General features: G+C 57.0%; 17 protein-coding genes and 1 tRNA gene. 5 read left to right on the plus strand and 13 right to left on the minus strand.

From position 1 onward, the window contains the following. Positions 1-17 precede the first annotated feature (17 nt). The 3 genes from serB to nrdF all read right to left on the minus strand — a co-directional run bounded on the left by serB (position 18) and on the right by nrdF (position 4,619). Complete coding sequence (gene serB / locus L1C91_RS07260; RefSeq protein WP_234858670.1) at positions 18-1,307, minus strand: phosphoserine phosphatase SerB; 1,290 nt, start codon at positions 1,305-1,307, stop codon at positions 18-20. 151 nt (positions 1,308-1,458) lie between these two features. Then, a complete protein-coding gene (gene ctaD / locus L1C91_RS07265) occupies positions 1,459-3,219 on the minus strand; it encodes an aa3-type cytochrome oxidase subunit I (RefSeq protein ID WP_234858671.1) in 1,761 nt (586 codons plus the stop codon). A gap of 407 nt (positions 3,220-3,626) precedes the next feature. After that, a complete protein-coding gene (nrdF, locus tag L1C91_RS07270; RefSeq protein WP_234858695.1) occupies positions 3,627-4,619 on the minus strand; it encodes a class 1b ribonucleoside-diphosphate reductase subunit beta in 993 nt (330 codons plus the stop codon). 205 nt (positions 4,620-4,824) lie between these two features. Here nrdF and L1C91_RS07275 point away from each other — a divergent pair, with 205 nt between their 5' ends. Further along, positions 4,825-5,328 (plus strand): ferritin, encoded by a 504-nt coding sequence (locus L1C91_RS07275; RefSeq protein WP_234858672.1) that lies wholly within the window; start codon positions 4,825-4,827, stop codon positions 5,326-5,328. Between the two features lie 74 nt (positions 5,329-5,402). On the opposite strand, the gene L1C91_RS07280 is transcribed toward L1C91_RS07275, so the two are convergent. The 5 genes from L1C91_RS07280 to ykgO all read right to left on the minus strand — a co-directional run bounded on the left by L1C91_RS07280 (position 5,403) and on the right by ykgO (position 9,746). Beyond that, entirely contained in the window at positions 5,403-5,969 is a 567-nt protein-coding gene (locus tag L1C91_RS07280; protein ID WP_328219653.1) for a gluconokinase, read from the minus strand. 281 nt (positions 5,970-6,250) lie between these two features. After that, on the minus strand, positions 6,251-8,356 hold the full coding sequence (gene nrdE, locus L1C91_RS07285; RefSeq protein WP_234858697.1) for a class 1b ribonucleoside-diphosphate reductase subunit alpha: 2,106 nt from the start codon (positions 8,354-8,356) through the stop codon (positions 6,251-6,253). Positions 8,357-8,460: 104 nt separating this feature from the next. Further along, positions 8,461-8,898, minus strand: a complete 438-nt coding sequence (gene nrdI, locus L1C91_RS07290; RefSeq protein WP_234858673.1) for a class Ib ribonucleoside-diphosphate reductase assembly flavoprotein NrdI — start codon at positions 8,896-8,898, stop codon at positions 8,461-8,463. A gap of 92 nt (positions 8,899-8,990) precedes the next feature. After that, entirely contained in the window at positions 8,991-9,224 is a 234-nt protein-coding gene (gene nrdH, locus L1C91_RS07295) for a glutaredoxin-like protein NrdH (RefSeq protein ID WP_234858674.1), read from the minus strand. A 399-nt stretch (positions 9,225-9,623) separates the two neighbouring features. Then, the gene (ykgO, locus tag L1C91_RS07300) at positions 9,624-9,746 is read right to left on the minus strand and encodes a type B 50S ribosomal protein L36 (RefSeq protein WP_005511141.1); all 123 of its coding nucleotides are present in this window, start codon (positions 9,744-9,746) and stop codon (positions 9,624-9,626) included. A 108-nt stretch (positions 9,747-9,854) separates the two neighbouring features. Between ykgO and nadE the strand changes: the two genes are divergently transcribed. After that, a complete protein-coding gene (gene nadE, locus L1C91_RS07305) occupies positions 9,855-10,709 on the plus strand; it encodes an ammonia-dependent NAD(+) synthetase (protein WP_419178723.1) in 855 nt (284 codons plus the stop codon). Between the two features lie 3 nt (positions 10,710-10,712). Here nadE and L1C91_RS07310 read toward each other — a convergent pair whose 3' ends face one another. The 5 genes from L1C91_RS07310 to pgm all read right to left on the minus strand — a co-directional run bounded on the left by L1C91_RS07310 (position 10,713) and on the right by pgm (position 14,643). After that, positions 10,713-11,138, minus strand: coding sequence for a pyridoxamine 5'-phosphate oxidase family protein (locus L1C91_RS07310; protein WP_021012151.1), 426 nt, complete (start codon positions 11,136-11,138; stop codon positions 10,713-10,715). A gap of 187 nt (positions 11,139-11,325) precedes the next feature. Further along, positions 11,326-11,398, minus strand: a tRNA-Ala gene (locus tag L1C91_RS07315). 175 nt (positions 11,399-11,573) lie between these two features. Next, entirely contained in the window at positions 11,574-12,296 is a 723-nt protein-coding gene (locus L1C91_RS07320) for a thioredoxin domain-containing protein (protein WP_234858676.1), read from the minus strand. A gap of 43 nt (positions 12,297-12,339) precedes the next feature. Next, complete coding sequence (locus tag L1C91_RS07325; RefSeq protein ID WP_234858677.1) at positions 12,340-12,870, minus strand: MauE/DoxX family redox-associated membrane protein; 531 nt, start codon at positions 12,868-12,870, stop codon at positions 12,340-12,342. Positions 12,871-12,984: 114 nt separating this feature from the next. After that, complete coding sequence (gene pgm / locus L1C91_RS07330; protein WP_234858678.1) at positions 12,985-14,643, minus strand: phosphoglucomutase (alpha-D-glucose-1,6-bisphosphate-dependent); 1,659 nt, start codon at positions 14,641-14,643, stop codon at positions 12,985-12,987. 234 nt (positions 14,644-14,877) lie between these two features. Here pgm and L1C91_RS07335 point away from each other — a divergent pair, with 234 nt between their 5' ends. The 3 genes from L1C91_RS07335 (at position 14,878) to L1C91_RS07345 (ending at position 17,168) form a co-directional block, all read left to right on the plus strand. After that, complete coding sequence (locus tag L1C91_RS07335; RefSeq protein ID WP_234858679.1) at positions 14,878-16,290, plus strand: alanine/glycine:cation symporter family protein; 1,413 nt, start codon at positions 14,878-14,880, stop codon at positions 16,288-16,290. A gap of 70 nt (positions 16,291-16,360) precedes the next feature. After that, positions 16,361-16,765, plus strand: coding sequence for a CrcB family protein (locus tag L1C91_RS07340; protein ID WP_234858680.1), 405 nt, complete (start codon positions 16,361-16,363; stop codon positions 16,763-16,765). After that, positions 16,749-17,168, plus strand: a complete 420-nt coding sequence (locus L1C91_RS07345; RefSeq protein WP_234858681.1) for a FluC/FEX family fluoride channel — start codon at positions 16,749-16,751, stop codon at positions 17,166-17,168. Before L1C91_RS07340 ends, L1C91_RS07345 begins: the two co-directional genes overlap by 17 nt. Positions 17,169-17,463: the final 295 nt, after the last annotated feature.

A 17,463-nucleotide genomic window follows, 5' to 3' on the forward strand; every position in this document is an offset into this window, starting at 1 on the left:
TAGCTTTTGATGGAAGTTTAGGTGTTGGTCTCGGACGTAGTCAACGGAACCCTGCGGAAGGAACCGTCAGACAGATCTTCCTTGTCGATCTCCGTACGGGAAATACCCAAAATGTAAAGAACCTCGTCGAGGAACGGGTGATTGACCGACGCATCGGCAACTTCACGCAACGCGGGCTTCGCGTTAAAGGCGATGCCCAGGCCGGCCGCCGACAACATGTCAATATCGTTAGCGCCGTCGCCGACAGCGACAGTTTGATGCATCTTCAGACCCGAATCAGCCGCGAACTCAGACAGGAACTCAGCCTTCGCAGCACGATCGACAACCTTGCCCACAACCCGACCGGTCAACTTGCCGTCAACAATCTCGAGCGTGTTGGCCCGAACGTAATCAAGATCTAACTCCTGTGCAAGATCCTCAAGTACCTGGATGAAGCCGCCGGAGACCACGGCGGCCTTGTAGCCCATCCGCTTCAACGTCCTGATCGTGGTGCGCGCACCCGGCGTCAATTCAATCTCCGCCGCGACGTCATCAATAACGGAAGCATCCAAACCAGCTAGAGCCTGAACACGTTCGCGCAAAGACTCCTCAAAGTCCAACTCACCGCGCATCGCGCGTGCGGTCACCTCCGCAACCTCAGCCTCACGACCCGCGCGGGCAGCGAGCATCTCAATGACCTCGCCAGTAATCAGCGTAGAGTCGCAATCGAAGCAAATCAGACGCTTCGAGCGACGCTGCAACCCAGCGCGCTCAATAGCAATGTCCACCCCAATCTGGCGAGTCAACTCCGCCAGTGCCTTACGCATGGCCACACCACCACCAGGCGTGGGGTCTGCGACACTGACACTCAGTTCCAAACCGGTCAACGGGTAGTCAGCAATACCACGGATCGTATCGATGTTCGCCCCGTAATCCGCAAGCGTCTGACCGATGCGCGACACATGGGAGGCAGTCACCGGATCACCCAGCACGACCACCGCGTGTGTCGACAGCGGACGGGTGGAATGCAATGTCTCCTGCACCTCGACGCTCACCGATTGGCCAAAACCACGGAGGGTTTCACTAAGCCCCTCTTTGAGGGTTTCAACCCTAGCTGGATCGACACCAATCAACGACGCCAGGTTGAGGCGCCCCCGAAACTGCGACTGCTCAACATCCAACAACTGGACTTGATGCGAAGCCAACACCCGGAAGAACGCTCCTGTGACGCCGGGGCGGTCCGCACCCGAGACGATAACCACGGCCGGAACCAAACCGGGTGAGAGATTGACGGTGATGTCGCTGGCAAGACTAGTCGATGAATTCACGTCCTTATTGTTGCACTTGCTTAGCCAAACACTTAAACCGGGTGTGGCTTGCGCACCTGAACCCCACCGAGACATAGAAAAGCCGTGAGCCCCCAACCCTTGCGGGGGAGACTCACGGCTTTAATGCGTAGGAAAGGAAAGCTCTAAGGCTCTAGGAGTTCTTCAAGGCCTTTTCTTCGCGTTTCATATCATCAGCGTCACGCTTGAGTACTTCCTTCGTGGCGTGACCGACGTGGGCTTCAGCGCGCATGCGCTCGACCATGTGCGGGTAGTGCAGCTCAAACGCAGGGCGCTCGGAGCGGATACGCGGCAGCGAGGTGAAGTTGTGGCGCGGAGGCGGGCAGGAGGTTGCCCACTCGAGGGAGTTACCGTAGCCCCACGGATCGTCCACGGTGACAACCTCGCCGTAACGCCAAGACTTGAATGCATTCCAGATGAAGGGAATGAAGGAGATACCCAGCACGAAGGAGAACACGGTGGAGATCTGGTTCAGGGTGGTGAAGCCGTCGCTGTCGAGGTAGTCGGCGTAACGACGCGGCATGCCCTCGTTACCGAGCCAGTGCTGGATCAGGAAGGTCCCATGGAAGCCGACGAACATCAGCCAGAAGTGAATCTTGCCGAGGCGCTCGTCCAGCATGCGACCGGTCATCTTCGGGAACCAGAAGTATACGCCTGCGAGGGAAGCGAACACGATGGTGCCGAAGAGGGTGTAGTGGAAGTGAGCAACCACGAAGTAGGTGTCAGACACGTGGAAGTCCAGCGGCGGGGAGGCCAGCATAATACCGGTCATACCGCCGAACAGGAAGGTTACGATGAAGCCGAAGGCGAAGATCATCGGAGTTTCCCAGGTGATGTGGCCGCGCCACATGGTGCCCACCCAGTTGAAGAACTTCACGCCCGTAGGAACGGAGATCAGGAAGGTCATGAAGGAGAAGAAGGGCAGGAGGATCGCGCCGGTAACGAACATGTGGTGTGCCCACACAGCCATTGACAGTGCAGCGATCGAAGAGGTAGCGAAGACCAGGCCGGCGTAGCCGAACATGGGCTTGCGGGAGAACACCGGGAAAATCTCGGAGACGATGCCGAAGAACGGCAGAGCCAAGACGTACACCTCGGGGTGACCGAAGAACCAGAACAGGTGCTGCCACAGGATGGAGCCACCGTTAGCCGGGTCGTAAATGTGGCCGCCGAGCTTGCGGTCGTAGAGGATGCCCAGAGCGGCTGCGGTCAGCATCGGGAAGATCATCAGCACCAGCAGAGAGGTGATGAGGATGTTCCAGGTGAAGATCGGCAGACGGAACATGGTCATGCCGGGTGCGCGGAGGCACAGGATCGTGGTGATCATGTTGACCGCAGAGGCAATGGTGCCGATACCACCGACACCAACACCGAGGATCCACATGTCGGAGCCGACACCCGGGGAGTGGATGGCGTCAGACAGCGGGGAGTACATCGTCCAACCGAAGTCAGCTGCACCGCCGGGGGTCAGGAAGCCAGACAGCATCATGACACCACCGATCATGGTGAACCAGAAGCCGAGGGCGTTCAGACGGGGGAAGGCTACGTCAGGCGCACCAATCTGGAGCGGCATGATGTAGTTCGCGAAACCCCACACAACCGGGGTGCCGTACAGAAGCAGCATCACCGTGCCGTGCATGGTGAACAGCTGGTTGAACTGCTCGTTCGTCAAGAACTGCAGGCCGGGGTGGTACAGCTCTGCACGAATAAGCAGAGCCATGAAACCACCGAGGAAGAAGAATATGAAGGACATGATGATGTACATGATGCCCAGAGTCTTGTGGTCGGTGGTGGTTAGCATCTTCCAGGCAAAGCCACCCTTACGGGTATTGCCTGTTGGCGCAGGCCGAGCGGGGAAGACCTCGTGGTCTCCCTTTGGCGCTACAGCGGTCATAGGTTCCTCCTGACTACGCATGAAACAACGCACAAATCATAACCCGTAGACCCCCATTGCGTTAAGTCCGATTTTTAAAAAATCAGCAGCTTAGGGGTGCCTGCGTGGCTATTGTGACGATTGTTGCTTGACCCAAGCACCCCTTCTAGGCGGCGCCTCTTTCGGGTTGTTTACCCATGTATGGCGCCTGTTTCGACAGGGCCACCGGGAAAATAACAAGCGCAAGCCCTAGCGGGCAATCTTCAAAAACTGCCCCCAGACGTGCCACATTGTGAGCTAAAACACTCCCGTTTTGGCGGATTGCCCCTTCTCCCCCACCTCGAATACCCACCCTATGGAAGTCATACTAAAGATGGAGCCCCAGGGGATTGCCCCGGGGCTGAGGAAAACAACGCTCCAATAGCGTCCTAGAAATCCCAGTCGTCGTCAGTAGTGTTCTCTGCTTTGCCGATCACGTAGGACGAACCCGAACCAGAGAAGAAGTCATGGTTCTCATCCGCGTTCGGCGATAGGGCCGACAAGATGGCCGGCGATACCTTCGTCTCGTCAGCGGGGAACAGTCCTTCATAGCCCAGATTATTAAGCGCCTTATTGGCGTTGTAGCGCAGGAAGCGCTTCACGTCCTCGGTCCAGCCGAGCTCGTCGTAAAGATCCTCGGTGTACTGGATTTCGTTTTCGTAGAGATCGTAGAGCAGATCGAAAGTCCATTCCTTCTGCTCATCCCGCTCCGCTTGGCTCAGCTTCTCAAGGCCACGCTGATACTTGTAGCCGATGTAGTAGCCGTGCACGGCCTCGTCACGGATGATCAAGCGAATAACATCGGCTGTGTTCGTGAGTTTTGCATGCGAAGACCAATACATCGGCAGATAAAAGCCCGAATAGAACAGGAAGGACTCCAGCAGAGTCGACGCCACCTTGCGCTTCAGCGGATCATCACCCTCGTAGTAGTCGAGGATAATGTGCCCCTTGCGTTGGAGGTTTTCATTTTCTTCCGACCAACGGAATGCATCATTGATTTCTGGGGTTGATGCCAAGGTCATAAAGATAGAGGAATAACTTTTCGCGTGGACCGATTCCATGAACGCAATGTTCGTCAGCACCGCTTCCTCATGGGGTGTCACTGCATCCGGCAACAAAGACACAGCGCCGACCGTGCCCTGGATAGTATCCAGCATGGTCAGGCCGGTGAACACACGCATGGTGATCTGCTGCTCAAGCTCATTGAGGGTGTTCCAGCTCTTAATATCGTTAGACAGCGGGACTTTTTCCGGTAGCCAGAAGTTACCGGTCAAACGATCCCAAACCTCAAGGTCTTTGTCATCGGGAATCGTGTTCCAGTTGATGGCAAGGATCGGTGCCTTGCGATCTTCGGGGTGCGCTTCATGCTGCGCCGGAGAAATAGGGGTGTGGTTGGGCGCCACCACGTGCTCCTCAGGGTGCTAGGGGATACGGTTTTAGTCCCTTCAACAGTACCCGCCCATAGCACTCAATGCTCCCCCGGGGGCTTATGCGCCCCTAAGCTGCACTCTTTGGGTAAGGATAAAGGCAATAAGGGCAGCACACTCTAGGATGCGAGCTGTGCAAACACTCGCTACACTGGTGCTCATGCAACTCAATGACACTCTCGCAAAAGCGATGAACACCCAGGTCACAGCCGAATACGAGGCCTCCATGGTGTACCGCCAACTGTCCTTCATCCTCGATGATCTCGGACTCGTCGGTATGCGCGACTGGATGGCACTCCAGGCCGAAGAAGAACTCGGACACGCTCAGATGTTCGCTGACCACATGCTGGCACGCGACGTCGTCCCCCAGATCGGCAGCATCTCCGTCCCCGAGCTGTCCGTAACCAACGCTGTCGAGGCTTTCGAAGCGTCGCTGGCTCACGAAGTCAAGATCTCCGGCATGATCCGCGACCTCGCAAAGCTCGCTCAAGACGAAGGCGACTTCGACTCCCGCCCGCTGCTCGATGGCTTCCTCGCCGAGCAGATCGAAGAAGAGTCCACCGTCAAGGAAATCCTTGACCGCCTGCGCCTCATCGGCGAAGACGGCTCCGGTTTGCTGCGCATCGATGCAGAACTCGGTTCCCGCGAAGGCAACGACAACTAATCACCGCTAACATTCAAGCAAACTCCCGGCACGATCACACCAGATCGGGCCGGGAGTTTTTCATTTTGAGGTTGCTAATTCAGCCAGATCGTCGCCAACGCACCCATATCTTCCAGCTTTTCCTGAATCACATCCAAGACCTCCTCGAGGGGACGGGTGTTGTCGACGATGAAACCTAGCTCATCATCGTCCAAGGGTTCCAGTGTCTCCAGCTGGGAATCCAACAACGAAGGCGGCATGAAATGTCCCTTACGGTTGGTCATCCGCTCGAGTGTCGTATCGCGGTCAACGTCGAGCTGAATGTGTACGACGTCTCCGGGGGCCTGGCGCAAAATATCACGGTAGCTACGCTTCAACGCCGAGCAGCTCATCACAGAATGGTTACCCGCGACGTCTTCACGCCCCATCCAATCCCGCAGCTGCTTCAACCACGGCAAGCGGTCATGATCATTCAGGGCGATTCCCGCAGCCATCTTGTCCTTATTGGACTTAGGGTGAAAGCTGTCCGCATCCGCCACACCGACACCCATGCGGGCGGCGAGAGCCTCCGCCACGGTGGTCTTTCCGCAGCCTGAAACCCCCATGATGACGATGTGGAACAGCTCCTGCTGCACCGAGTGCGATCCAATATGTGTGCCCACGTCACGCCTCCAAAAAATATGTTCGCCGTCTAAGCGCCGTCTAAGGCTACCGCGCTGGCTTTTACAGGGCAGCGCCAGCAGCAAACACTGCGACAGCCAAGGCAGAACCGAACTCGGGCTACAGCCCGCCCACCCCAAAGCCGAAGCAATGCGCGCCCACATGGCGCTCGCGACGTCAATACGCGATCAAGACCCTCACGCAGCTGCCGCCCACGCACGACAGCTGCTTCACGAAGTCCGAGAAGCCCTCGGACTCACCACAATCCCCCGACCCACACGGGCTAGAGCATGCAGCTCACGCAGCCCTGAACCTCGGTTCCTTCAAGGGCTGTCTGGCGCAAACGAATGTAGTAAATCGTCTTGATGCCCTTACGCCACGCGTAAATCTGCGCGCGGTTAATGTCGCGGGTAGTGGCTGTGTCCTTGAAGAACAACGTCAACGACAGCCCCTGATCCACGTACTTCGTCGCCACAGCGTAGGTGTCGATGATCTTTTCAAACCCGATTTCGTACGCATCCTGGTAGTACTCCAGGTTGTCGTTGGTCATGTACGGCGCCGGGTAGTACACGCGGCCGATCTTGCCTTCCTTACGGATCTCAATCCGCGACGCAATCGGGTGAATCGACGACGTGGAGTTGTTGATGTAAGAAATCGAACCTGTTGGCGGAACTGCCTGCAAGTTTCGGTTGAACATGCCGTGCTCCGCGACGTCCTGCTTCAGCGCAGCCCATTCCTCGGCACTGGGCGTGTGAATACTGGAATTAGCGAACAGCTGCTTGACCTTGTCGGTCTTCGGGGCGAAATCTTCCGGATCGAAGCCGTCGAAGAACTCACCTGACGCATACGCAGAATCCTCAAAACCTTCGAAGCGGACGCCGCGTTCCTTGGCGATCTGGCAGGAAGCCTTGATGCATTCAAACATCACGGCCGCGAAATAAGCGTTGGTGAAGTCCAGCCCCTCCTCGCTGCCATAGAAGATGCCTTCACGACCGAAGAAGCCGTGCAAGTTCATCTGACCGAGTCCGATGGCGTGCGCCGCATCGTTGCCCTTTTTAATCGAGGGAACGGAATCGATACTGGTCTGCTCGGACACGGCGGTCAATCCACGAATAGCGGTTTCAATCGTCTTGGAGAAATCCGGGGAATCCATCGCCTTAGCGATGTTCAGCGAGCCAAGGTTGCAAGAAATGTCCTCGCCGATGTGGCTGTAGCTGAGGTCCGGGTTGAATTCGGACGCGGTAGAAACTTGCAGAATTTCGGAGCACAGGTTCGAGTGGGTGATTCGGCCAGCGATGGGGTTGGCCTTGTTCACCGTGTCTTCGAACATGATGTAGGGGTAACCAGACTCGAACTGGATCTCCGCGAGGGTTTGGAAGAACTGTCGTGCGTTGATCTTCGACTTACGGATGCGGGGATCCTCGACCATTTCTTCATAGTGTTCAGAAATCGGCACGTCAGCAAAGGGCTTGCCGTAGACCCGTTCCACGTCGTAGGGGGAGAACAGGTACATGTCGTCGTTGCGCTTGGCCAGTTCGAAGGTGATATCCGGGATGACCACGCCCAGCGACAGCGTCTTGATGCGGATTTTCTCGTCCGCGTTTTCGCGCTTGGTGTCCAGGAACTTCATGATGTCCGGGTGATGGGCGTGAAGGTATACCGCTCCGGCGCCTTGGCGTGCACCCAGCTGGTTGGCGTAGGAGAAGGAATCTTCCAGCAACTTCATCACGGGGATGACACCGGAGGACTGGTTTTCGATCTTCTTAATGGGCGCGCCTGACTCACGCAGGTTGCTCAGCAGCAGGGCAACGCCGCCGCCTCGCTTGGACAGCTGGAGTGCGGAGTTGATGGCTCGCCCGATGGACTCCATATTGTCTTCGATGCGAAGCAGGAAGCAGGAAACTGGTTCGCCGCGTTGTTTTTTGCCGGAGTTGAGGAAGGTTGGGGTGGCGGGCTGGAAGCGGCCGGCCATGATCTCGTCAACCAGGTGTTCAGCGAGTGCTGTGTCACCGTCAGCGAGGGTCAGTGCCACCATGCAGACGCGGTCTTCGTAGCGTTCGAGGTAGCGTCGGCCGTCGAAGGTCTGGAGCGTGTAGGACGTGTAGTACTTGTAGGCACCGAGGAAGGTTGGGAAGCGGAATTTGACTGCGTAGGCCCGCTTGAAGAGGGCTTTAATGAAGGCGAAGTCGTATTTGTCGACTACTTCTTGTTCGTAGTAGTGGTTGTTGACGAGGTAGTCGAATTTTTCTTCCAGGTCGTGGAAGAACACGGTGTTTTGGTTGACGTGTTGGAGGAAGAACTGGTTGGCCGCTTCCCGGTCTTTGTCGAATTGGATAAGGCCGTCTTCGTTGTACAGGTTAAGCAGGGCGTTGAGTGCGTGGTAGTCCATGCTCTCTGAGGCGGCGTTTCCAGTTACGCTGGCACCGAGGTGTGCGTCCATAGGTTTTCTCCTGTGTGCGTGTGGTTTGTTGTCTTTTGATGACGTCGCGGAGGTTAGGCGACGCGTGGGGGTTGCAGGCCCAGTGTGGGTGCGTTGGCGATCAATCCATTGCGTAGGGTTGCGACGTCTTCGTCGTTGCCCATGAGTTCGAAGCGGTAGACGTAGGGAACGTTACATTTGGCGGCGATGACGTCGCCTGCTTTGCCAAAGTCACTTCCGAAGTTGGAGTTACCACCGGCGACGACCGCTCTGATGAGGCTGCGGTTGTGCGGGTTGTTGAGGAATTTTACGACCTGTATGGGGACGGGTTTTCCTTGTTTACCACTGATGGATACTCCCCCGCCGTAGGTGGGGCATACGAGGACGTATGGTTCATCTACGACGAGTTCGGGCTCGTTGGCTCGGAGCGGGATGCGCACGTTGGGCAGCTGAAGTTTGTCTACAAAACGGCGGGTGTTTTCGGTCGCTGATGAGAAGTAGACGACGAGCACGGTGGGCTCCTGGTTGCTGGACTGCGTTGCGCGGGGTGGATAGAAGTAACGCCCGATTCTCCGTGGGGGAATTCGGGCGTGCGGTGCGCCTGTTAGGCGACCTGTGCGGCGAGGCTGCGGATGCGCTCTGGACGGAATCCGGACCAGTGCTCGCCGCCAGCTTCCACTACGGGCGCCTGGAGGTAGCCGAGTGCCATCACGTAGTCGCGTGCTTCGCCATCGAGGCTGATGTCTACGACCGTGTATTCAAGGCCGGCACGGTCAAGTGCTTTCTTGGTAGCGGTGCACTGGACGCAAGCGGGCTTGCTGTAAACGGTGATAGCCATAAGTCTTCCTTGGGTTCAAGCTCTACGAGTGACGGTTTCTTGGGGGTTTGTGAAGGCTTCCCCTCATCACCAAGAAACACTATACGTTGTGGTAATTTTCCGCAAGTAGCACTACATATAGTAGTTACATCAAGGGAATTCCCAGGATACGAACTAAGCGAGCACAACATCTTGTCCCCCGCGCACGGGTTGAAATTACAACGTTGTCGCACACCTGAAGCCCGCCCACCCCCACACCTCTGAACAAAAAGAAAAATCCCAGCACAGAGCACCCGAAAAAAGATCCAAGTGTTACTTATTTCACCCTTACCGGAAAATGTATTCTTTGCCCTCTAAGCATAGAAAAAGCGGGCTGGGTAAGAATTACTTACCCAGCCCGCTTCAAGGGCGCATAAAAAATTAGCCCTGGCGAGCCTTGAAACGCGGCTCTTTCTTGTTGATCACGTAGACCTTGCCACGACGGCGCACAACCTGGGCGCCCGGCTTGTTCTTCAGCGACCGAAGGGACTTGCGGACCTTCATCGGGCGCTCCTTTCTGCTCTGAGGGCCAATACCAATCGCAGGCACAACAGCGCTACGACACGAAGAGCAATATTAACCAATCAGCGCCAAAAAACCAAACCCTCTAGCATGGAGATCATGATAAACGAGACACGCGCGGCCATTGTCGCTGCCCTGCACACCAAAAAAACGATCGACCCGGCCGCCGAAGTCCGCTCTAGGATCAACCTCTTGAAGGACTACATCACCAATTCTGGCACCGCCGGATACGTGCTCGGAATTTCCGGCGGCCAGGATTCAACGCTAGCCGGCCGGCTGGCGCAGATTGCCTGCGAAGAGCTCCGCAGCGAGGGGACACAAGCGCGCTTCACCGCTGTCCGTTTGCCTTATGGCGTCCAAGTGGACGAGGACGATGCCCAGATGGCCTTGGAGTTCATCAATCCGGACGATACTGTCACCGTCAACATTAAGGCCAGCGTCGACGCCATGGTTGCCGCCCTGGATGATGACGCCGCGTCGGGGATCTCCGACTTCAATAAAGGCAACGTGAAGGCTCGCATGCGGATGCTTGCCCAGTACGCGGTGGCGGCTGAGCGCAAGGCTTTGGTCATCGGCACTGACCACGCAGCGGAAAATGTCACGGGTTTCTTCACGAAGTTTGGTGACGGGGCGGCGGACATCATGCCACTGTTCGGGTTGTCGAAGCGCCAGGGGGCACAACTAGTTGAGCACCTGGGCGCCCCAGAGCGGGCATGGCAAAAAGTTCCAACAGCCGACCTTGAGGATGACCGTCCTGCACTGCCAGACGAGGTCGCGTTGGGCGTGAGCTACCGCGAGATCGACGACTACATCGAGGGGGCGGTGCCCGACGATGCCATCCCCGCGCGAGCACACGAGCGTTTGGAGCATCTGTGGCGCATCGGAGAGCACAAACGCCACCTACCGGTCACTCCATATGACCAGTGGTGGCGTGCACAGCTCTAATTCTTAGTAGCGTTGTGGCTCTTCGCCGAGGTGGAACTTGCGGCCGCTGACGCTGTTCGGGGTGACTTTTACGTAGTTGTATTTCAGCGTCGGCAGCCACGGGGTGAGGTCCAAGCTATCTGCGTGGTGGATGGCTGCGGCGTCTTGGAGAACCTCCGCAGTGCCTTTGACGATCACCGACCATGCATCGTGGTTGTCTAGGTCAACGTGATCGGCTTCGAACAGCACATCGTTGTTCAAAGAGAGGCTGAACAGCTTGTTACCTTCGGATGTGCGGAAGTAGATCGCGCCGCCATCTACGACGAAATTCACTGGGAAGATATCCATATCGTCGCTTCGGCGGACGACGACGCGGCCTAGTTGTTCGGTTCCCATCAGTTCGAGGGCGGCTTCGGTAGACAGTTGTGTGAAGACTTCGTTGTCGGACATGGCCCCATACTACTCCGAACCACCCCCATCGTGCGATACTTCGCTTACACTAAACAAAAATTAAACCGCCGATTACACCATTCAGAAAATGTAACCTAGCACTCTGCCCCGCCGGTACCCCGTCAGCCCCCACTGCTCTACGAAACAAAGAAGACCCTTCATCTATAAAAGATGAAGGGTCTTCTTGTGGAGCTAACGGGACTCGAACCCGTGACCCCCACACTGCCAGTGTGGTGCGCTACCAGCTGCGCCATAGCCCCTTGATAAACAAGGTGGAAACCTCGCGGAGGAGGAACTCCCTGCGGCCTCAACCGTGATCGGTCGCTGCCAACCCTTGATAATCTACATCACCAGCCAAACGACAGGCAAACACCAAGCATAAAGCACAAATTGCGGGGGCGAAGTACGCCCCCGCAACCCGTTAGACCTTAGGGCTTAGCCCGTAACTTCTTTAAGCCAGCCGGTCCCGTCACGAAGATCAAGATCCTTACCGTCGTACAGGATGTGCGGGGAGCTCACCTTGCCGATGGCAGCCTTCAAAGAATCAGCATTGGCGGAAGCGAAGTCCTTCATCGCGTCAATGTCGGCGCCTTCCTTGATCTCGTTTACGACATCGTCGGGCACGTTGTAATCCACGGCAGCGTCACCGTACTTGGCGTTATCCCAATCGGAGGTTCGCAGCATGGTCTGGTCGCGCATCAACATTGCGCGGTAGTTCCAGTAGCCCTGGGCGTCGCCGCTCTTGGCAATAGCCAAGGCTGCCGCACCCGCACGTGTGGAATTGGCTTCCGTGCCCTGATCCATAAAGTTCAGGGTGCGAACGTGGACAACCAGCTTGCCCTCTTCGATTGCCTTGAGCATGTCGGCGTCCGCTGCCTCCGCCAATTCTGCGCAGTGGGGGCACGAGTAGTCCTCGTACAGGTCAACCTGCGGAGTATCGGCAGTCGCAGCGGGAGACTTCAGCGTAATAGCGTTGTCCTTGTAGGACACCTCGAGGTTATCGACCGCAACCATGGACGCTTCGCGCTGTTCAGTCTGCGCTTTGTTACCACTGATCACGATGTAGCTAATCACACCGAGCGCGAGGACGATAATAACTAGCAGCGCGATAATGAAGCCGTAGCTTTTCTGATTCGGGTTTTTTACTTTGGTACTCATTATTCCCTATAAGTGTTGTGTTGATAGCCGCGGTGCAGCCTGGTTAAGGCCACACAGCGAGCTTGTTTAGTGGTTTCCACGCAACGATCGCAGCCAGAGCGATAAATGCGGTGTCCCGGAGGATCTCCTTAACGTAGGTCCATGGGTTTACCGAAGAATTGTAGCCCCCGCCGCCGAAACATCCGCAGTCGATGGTCAAACCACGCGCCCATGCAGATGCGATACCTGCGATAAAAGCGAGGAAGATCAATGCGGAAATTATTGACGTCGCGCGCAAAAAGATTCCAAGCACAAGCAAGACGCCCAAAGCCACCTCAAGCGGCGGCAGGGCAAGGGCGATGAACCTTTCCGCGGCGTCAGGAAAAAGTTCATAAGCCCGCACGGACAGCAAGGTGGTGCCGGGGTCTTTCATCTTTAAAACACCGCTGGCAATCCACACGGTGGCTAGGGTGAAACGCGCCAGCACCGCCACAGCATCCATAGCCGACCATCCGCTAAGGGCAACTGTCACGGAGCCGGATGTTTGCTCCGCAGACGTACCCTTCACCTCGGCCCCACAATCATCAGTAGCCACGTCACAACACGCTACACGACGCGCAGGCAAAAACCACTGGCCCTTGGGAAGGCGATAGCAACATCACAGCGAACACTCGGGATCTTCACAGCAAGGGCCACGTGCTCGCCGCAGCTAAGCACCCAACACGGACGCCACCAGAGCTTGGGCCTCCTGCTGCACCTGGGCAAGGTGGTCAGCACCACCGAAAGACTCGGCGTAAATCTTGTACTTGTCTTCCGTTCCGGAAGGCCGAGCAGCAAACCACGCGTTGTCCGTCACAACTTTAAGACCGCCGATCGGTGCACCGTTCCCGGGCGCACTGGTGAGCTTCGCCCTGATCGGCTCGCCCGCCAGCTCAGTGGCAGTGACCTGCTCCGGTGACAGCTTCTTCAGCACCGCCTTCTGTTCGCGATTAGCAGGAGCATCAGTGCGGGCATACACTGGCGCACCAAACTGGGCCTCCAACTGCGCATAACGCTGCGAGGGCGTCAAACCAGTACGCGCGGTAATCTCCGCAGCCAACAGATCAAGGATAATTCCATCCTTATCCGTCGACCACACAGTGCCCCCCTTACGCAAGAAGGACGCACCAGCAGACTCCTCACCACCAAAACCGACACTGCCGTCAATCAACCCCGGCACAAACCACTTAAATCCGACCGGGACCTCAACCAACGTCCGCCCCAGATTCGCGACCACGCGGTCAATCATCGAAGAACTCACAAGAGTCTTACCAACAGCCGTGTTCTCCCCCCAACCAGGACGATGCGCAAACAAGTAATCAATCGCCACAGCAAGGTAATGGTTGGGATTCATCAACCCCGCGTCAGGGGTGACAATCCCATGGCGGTCAGCATCAGCATCATTGCCGGTCGCCAAGTCAAAAGTCCCACGATTCGCAACCAACGAGGCCATAGAATCAGGGCTTGAACAATCCATACGGATCTGACCATCCGTATCCAAAGTCATAAAACGCCACGTCGGATCAACCAGCGGATTAACCACCGTCAGATTCAACCCATGCGCCTCCGCGATAGCACCCCAGTAATCGACCGAAGCACCACCCATCGGGTCAGCACCAATCGACAATCCTGACGCCGCGATTGCCTCCACGTCCACAACATCCGGCAAGTCCGCAACATAATGCGAACGGAAATCAAACAACTGGCACCGAGGATCGCGTACCCCTGCGACACTCGTGCGCTTCACTCCATCCAAACCAGCGCGCACATACTCATTCGCACGGGCTGCGATCCAGTCCGTAGCATCAGTATCAGCCGGACCACCATTAGGCGGATTATATTTAAAGCCACCATCACGGGGCGGATTATGCGAAGGCGTAATCACAATCCCATCAGCACGCTTCGGGCTCACCCCCAGCACCCCACCCTCCAGCGCAGCATTATGCGCCAAAATAGCGTGCGACACGGCAGGCGTAGGCGTGTAACGCCCCGCGGCGTCAACAATCACCTCAACATCATTGGCCAACAGCACCTCAAGGGCGCTAACCATCGCCGGCTCAGACAACGCGTGGGTATCCCGCCCAATGAACACAGGCCCCCCAATCCCCTGCCCCCGACGATAATCCACAATCGCCTGCGTCGTAGCCAGAATATGAGCCTCATTAAAAGCCCCATCCAACGCCGACCCTCGGTGGCCCGACGTACCAAAAACAACCTGCTGATCAGGGTTTTCAGGATCCGGCGACAAAGTGAAATACGCCGTCACAAGTTGAGCAACATCAATCAAATCCTCCGGTCGAGCAGGTTGACCAGCGCGGGGATCAGGCATCGGAGACTCCTCGAAAATGGTGTAATTTTTTCTTCCTCCACCAATGCTAGTCCCCCAGACAACACTTTGTGCGATAGTATCCAAGAGCCAACCCGTTGTGACCTATACCTCTAAAGCGCGTAGTCTTGCGCAACCACAGGGACACACAAGGCAACCAGCACAACCAACCACTATCACCAAAAACAAAAAACAACGACGTCGCGAACCACACGTGGCGCAAGAAAGGCAACCACCGTGGATTCACTCATCAGCGCCCTAGACAGGTTCGACTCATTCGTATGGGGACCATTCCTACTCATCCCCCTACTACTAGGCTGTGGTGCCTTTCTCACCATCCGACTCAAAGGCCTACAATTCCGAGCACTCGGCCGCGCCCTCCGACACGGACTCATCGACGGATCCGACGAAGGCAGCGGCGACATCACCAACTACCAAGCACTCACCATGGCCCTCGCCGCCACAGTCGGCGTCGGCAACATCGTCGGCGTCGCAACAGCCATCTCCATCGGCGGCCCCGGCGCCCTCTTCTGGATGTGGATCACCGGCCTACTAGGCATGGCCAGCAAATACGCCGAAGCATTCCTCGGCGTCCGCTTCCGCACAACCGACAGCCGCGGCGAACAAATCGGCGGCCCCCAGGTATACCTCTCACGAGCAATCAAAGGGCCCCTCGGCAAAACCCTAGCCACCACCTTCGCCCTCTTCGCCGTATTCGCATCCTTCGGCATCGGCAACATGACCCAATCCAACGCCATCGCCGCAGGACTCCAAGACACCTTCGGCATCGACCCCTGGATCACCGGCATCATCGCCTTCATCCTCGTCGGCACCGTCCTCCTCGGAGGCGTCCAAGCAATCGCCCGCGTCACCTCCGCCTTCGTCCCCATGATGATCATCATCTACATCGTCGGGGCCATCATCGTACTCATCGCACACGCCAACGCAATCCCCGGCGCCCTTCACTTGATCTTCACCGACGCCTTCACCGGCACCGCAGCAACCGGCGGCTTCGTCGGCTCCGGAATCCTCCTCGTCATCCAAATGGGCGTCGCCCGCGGCCTCTTCTCCAACGAATCCGGCCTAGGCTCCGCACCCATCGCCGCCGCAGCAGCCCAAACCACACACCCAGTCCGCCAAGGCCTCGTCTCCATGACCCAAACCTTCATCGACACCATCATCGTCGTCTCCTTCACCGGACTCGTCATCATTTGCACCGGCACTTGGAACACCGACGTCAGCGCCGGAAGCATGACCGCAGCAGCCTTCTCCGCAGGCCTCCCAGGCCAATGGGGCGGCACCATCGTGTCCATCTCCGTCGTATTCTTCGCATTCTCCACAATCCTCGGATGGTCCTACTACGGCGAACGCTGCTTCACCCGCCTCGTCGGCCCCCGCACCTCCATCATCTACCGCATGATCTTCACCATGGTCGTCTTCGTCGGAGCCACCACCTCCCTCACAGTCGTATGGACCATCGCCGACATCCTCAACGGGCTCATGGCACTCCCCAACCTCATCGGCCTCCTCGTCCTCTCCGGCCTCATCGCCCGAGAAACAGCCGCCTACCTCAAATTCGACCCCAAACTCAAAGCAACCCCCGAAGAAGTACGCAACTACGTCAACGCCGAAGGCACCGGCTGGACATAAAACAACCACACACCACAACAATCAACGCAGCCTCTTCTCAACCACAAACGGGCTGCGTTATTGTTTTCCCATGACCCCCACCAAAAACACCTGGAGCTTCCCCAAAGCCCCCAAAACAACAAAATACACACACCATGACGCCGCGATGGTCGCCCTCGGCGCACCCCTCGGCACCCTCACCTACCTAATCATCAGCAGCCTCATCCCCACAACCGCCGCACTCCTACTATGCAACACCGCCGGAAGCTTCCTCATGGGCTGGCTCCAACCCAAAAACCCACTAATCAGCATGGGCATCCTCGGAGGATTCACCACCTACAGCGGATACACACAAGCCATACACGCCCCACTCCCAAACCACCCAACAACAGCCACACTCATCCTCATACTCATCCCCACCCTCGCCATCACCGGCTACCTCACAGGCACCAAACTCCACCACACAACAAGGAGCAACCGTGGTGCACGAAACTAACCTCCAACACCTCATCGAATCACCCCACCTCGCCCCCACACTTATACTCGGCGCAGCACTAGGCGGACTCATCCGCTACCTACTGCACACCAAACTAGGCCCCTACAAAGGAACCCTCACCGCAAACATCACCGCCTCCCTCATCCTCGGAAGCCAAACCACCCCACCCGGAAACTACACAACATTTCTCACCAACGAACAGTTCCAGCAACAACTAACAACACACTTCTTCATCGCCACCGGACTCTGCGTCGCCCTATCAACATGGTCCACCCTCGCCCGCGAAATCGGCGACCTCATCCGAAACCACCAAGCCAAACAAGCCACCACATACCTCGCAACAACCATCACCCTCAGCCTCCTCGCCTACCACCTCGGAAGCATCCTCAGCATCAGCTCATAAGCCTTGTGTGTAAGGGCTGTGTGTGGTGTGTGTGTTGCTTTACTACACTCGCCTCACGGCACATAATCGTTGCTGCCCCAGGGGTGTGTAGGGTGTGTGTTGCTTTACTACACTCACCCACCCCACCCGTCGGGTTCATAATCGTTCAACCCCACACCCCACACACAGACAACACCCACACACCCCACCACCCAAACACCCCCCCAATCATGACCACACAAAAAAGGAAAGACGCCACCCAACAAACAAGTGACGCCTTCCCAACAAACAAAACTATATAAAATTATCGTTTTTC

The sequence above is a fragment of the Corynebacterium argentoratense genome, assembly GCF_021491455.1.
Classification (GTDB): Bacteria; Actinomycetota; Actinomycetes; order Mycobacteriales; family Mycobacteriaceae; genus Corynebacterium; species Corynebacterium argentoratense_A.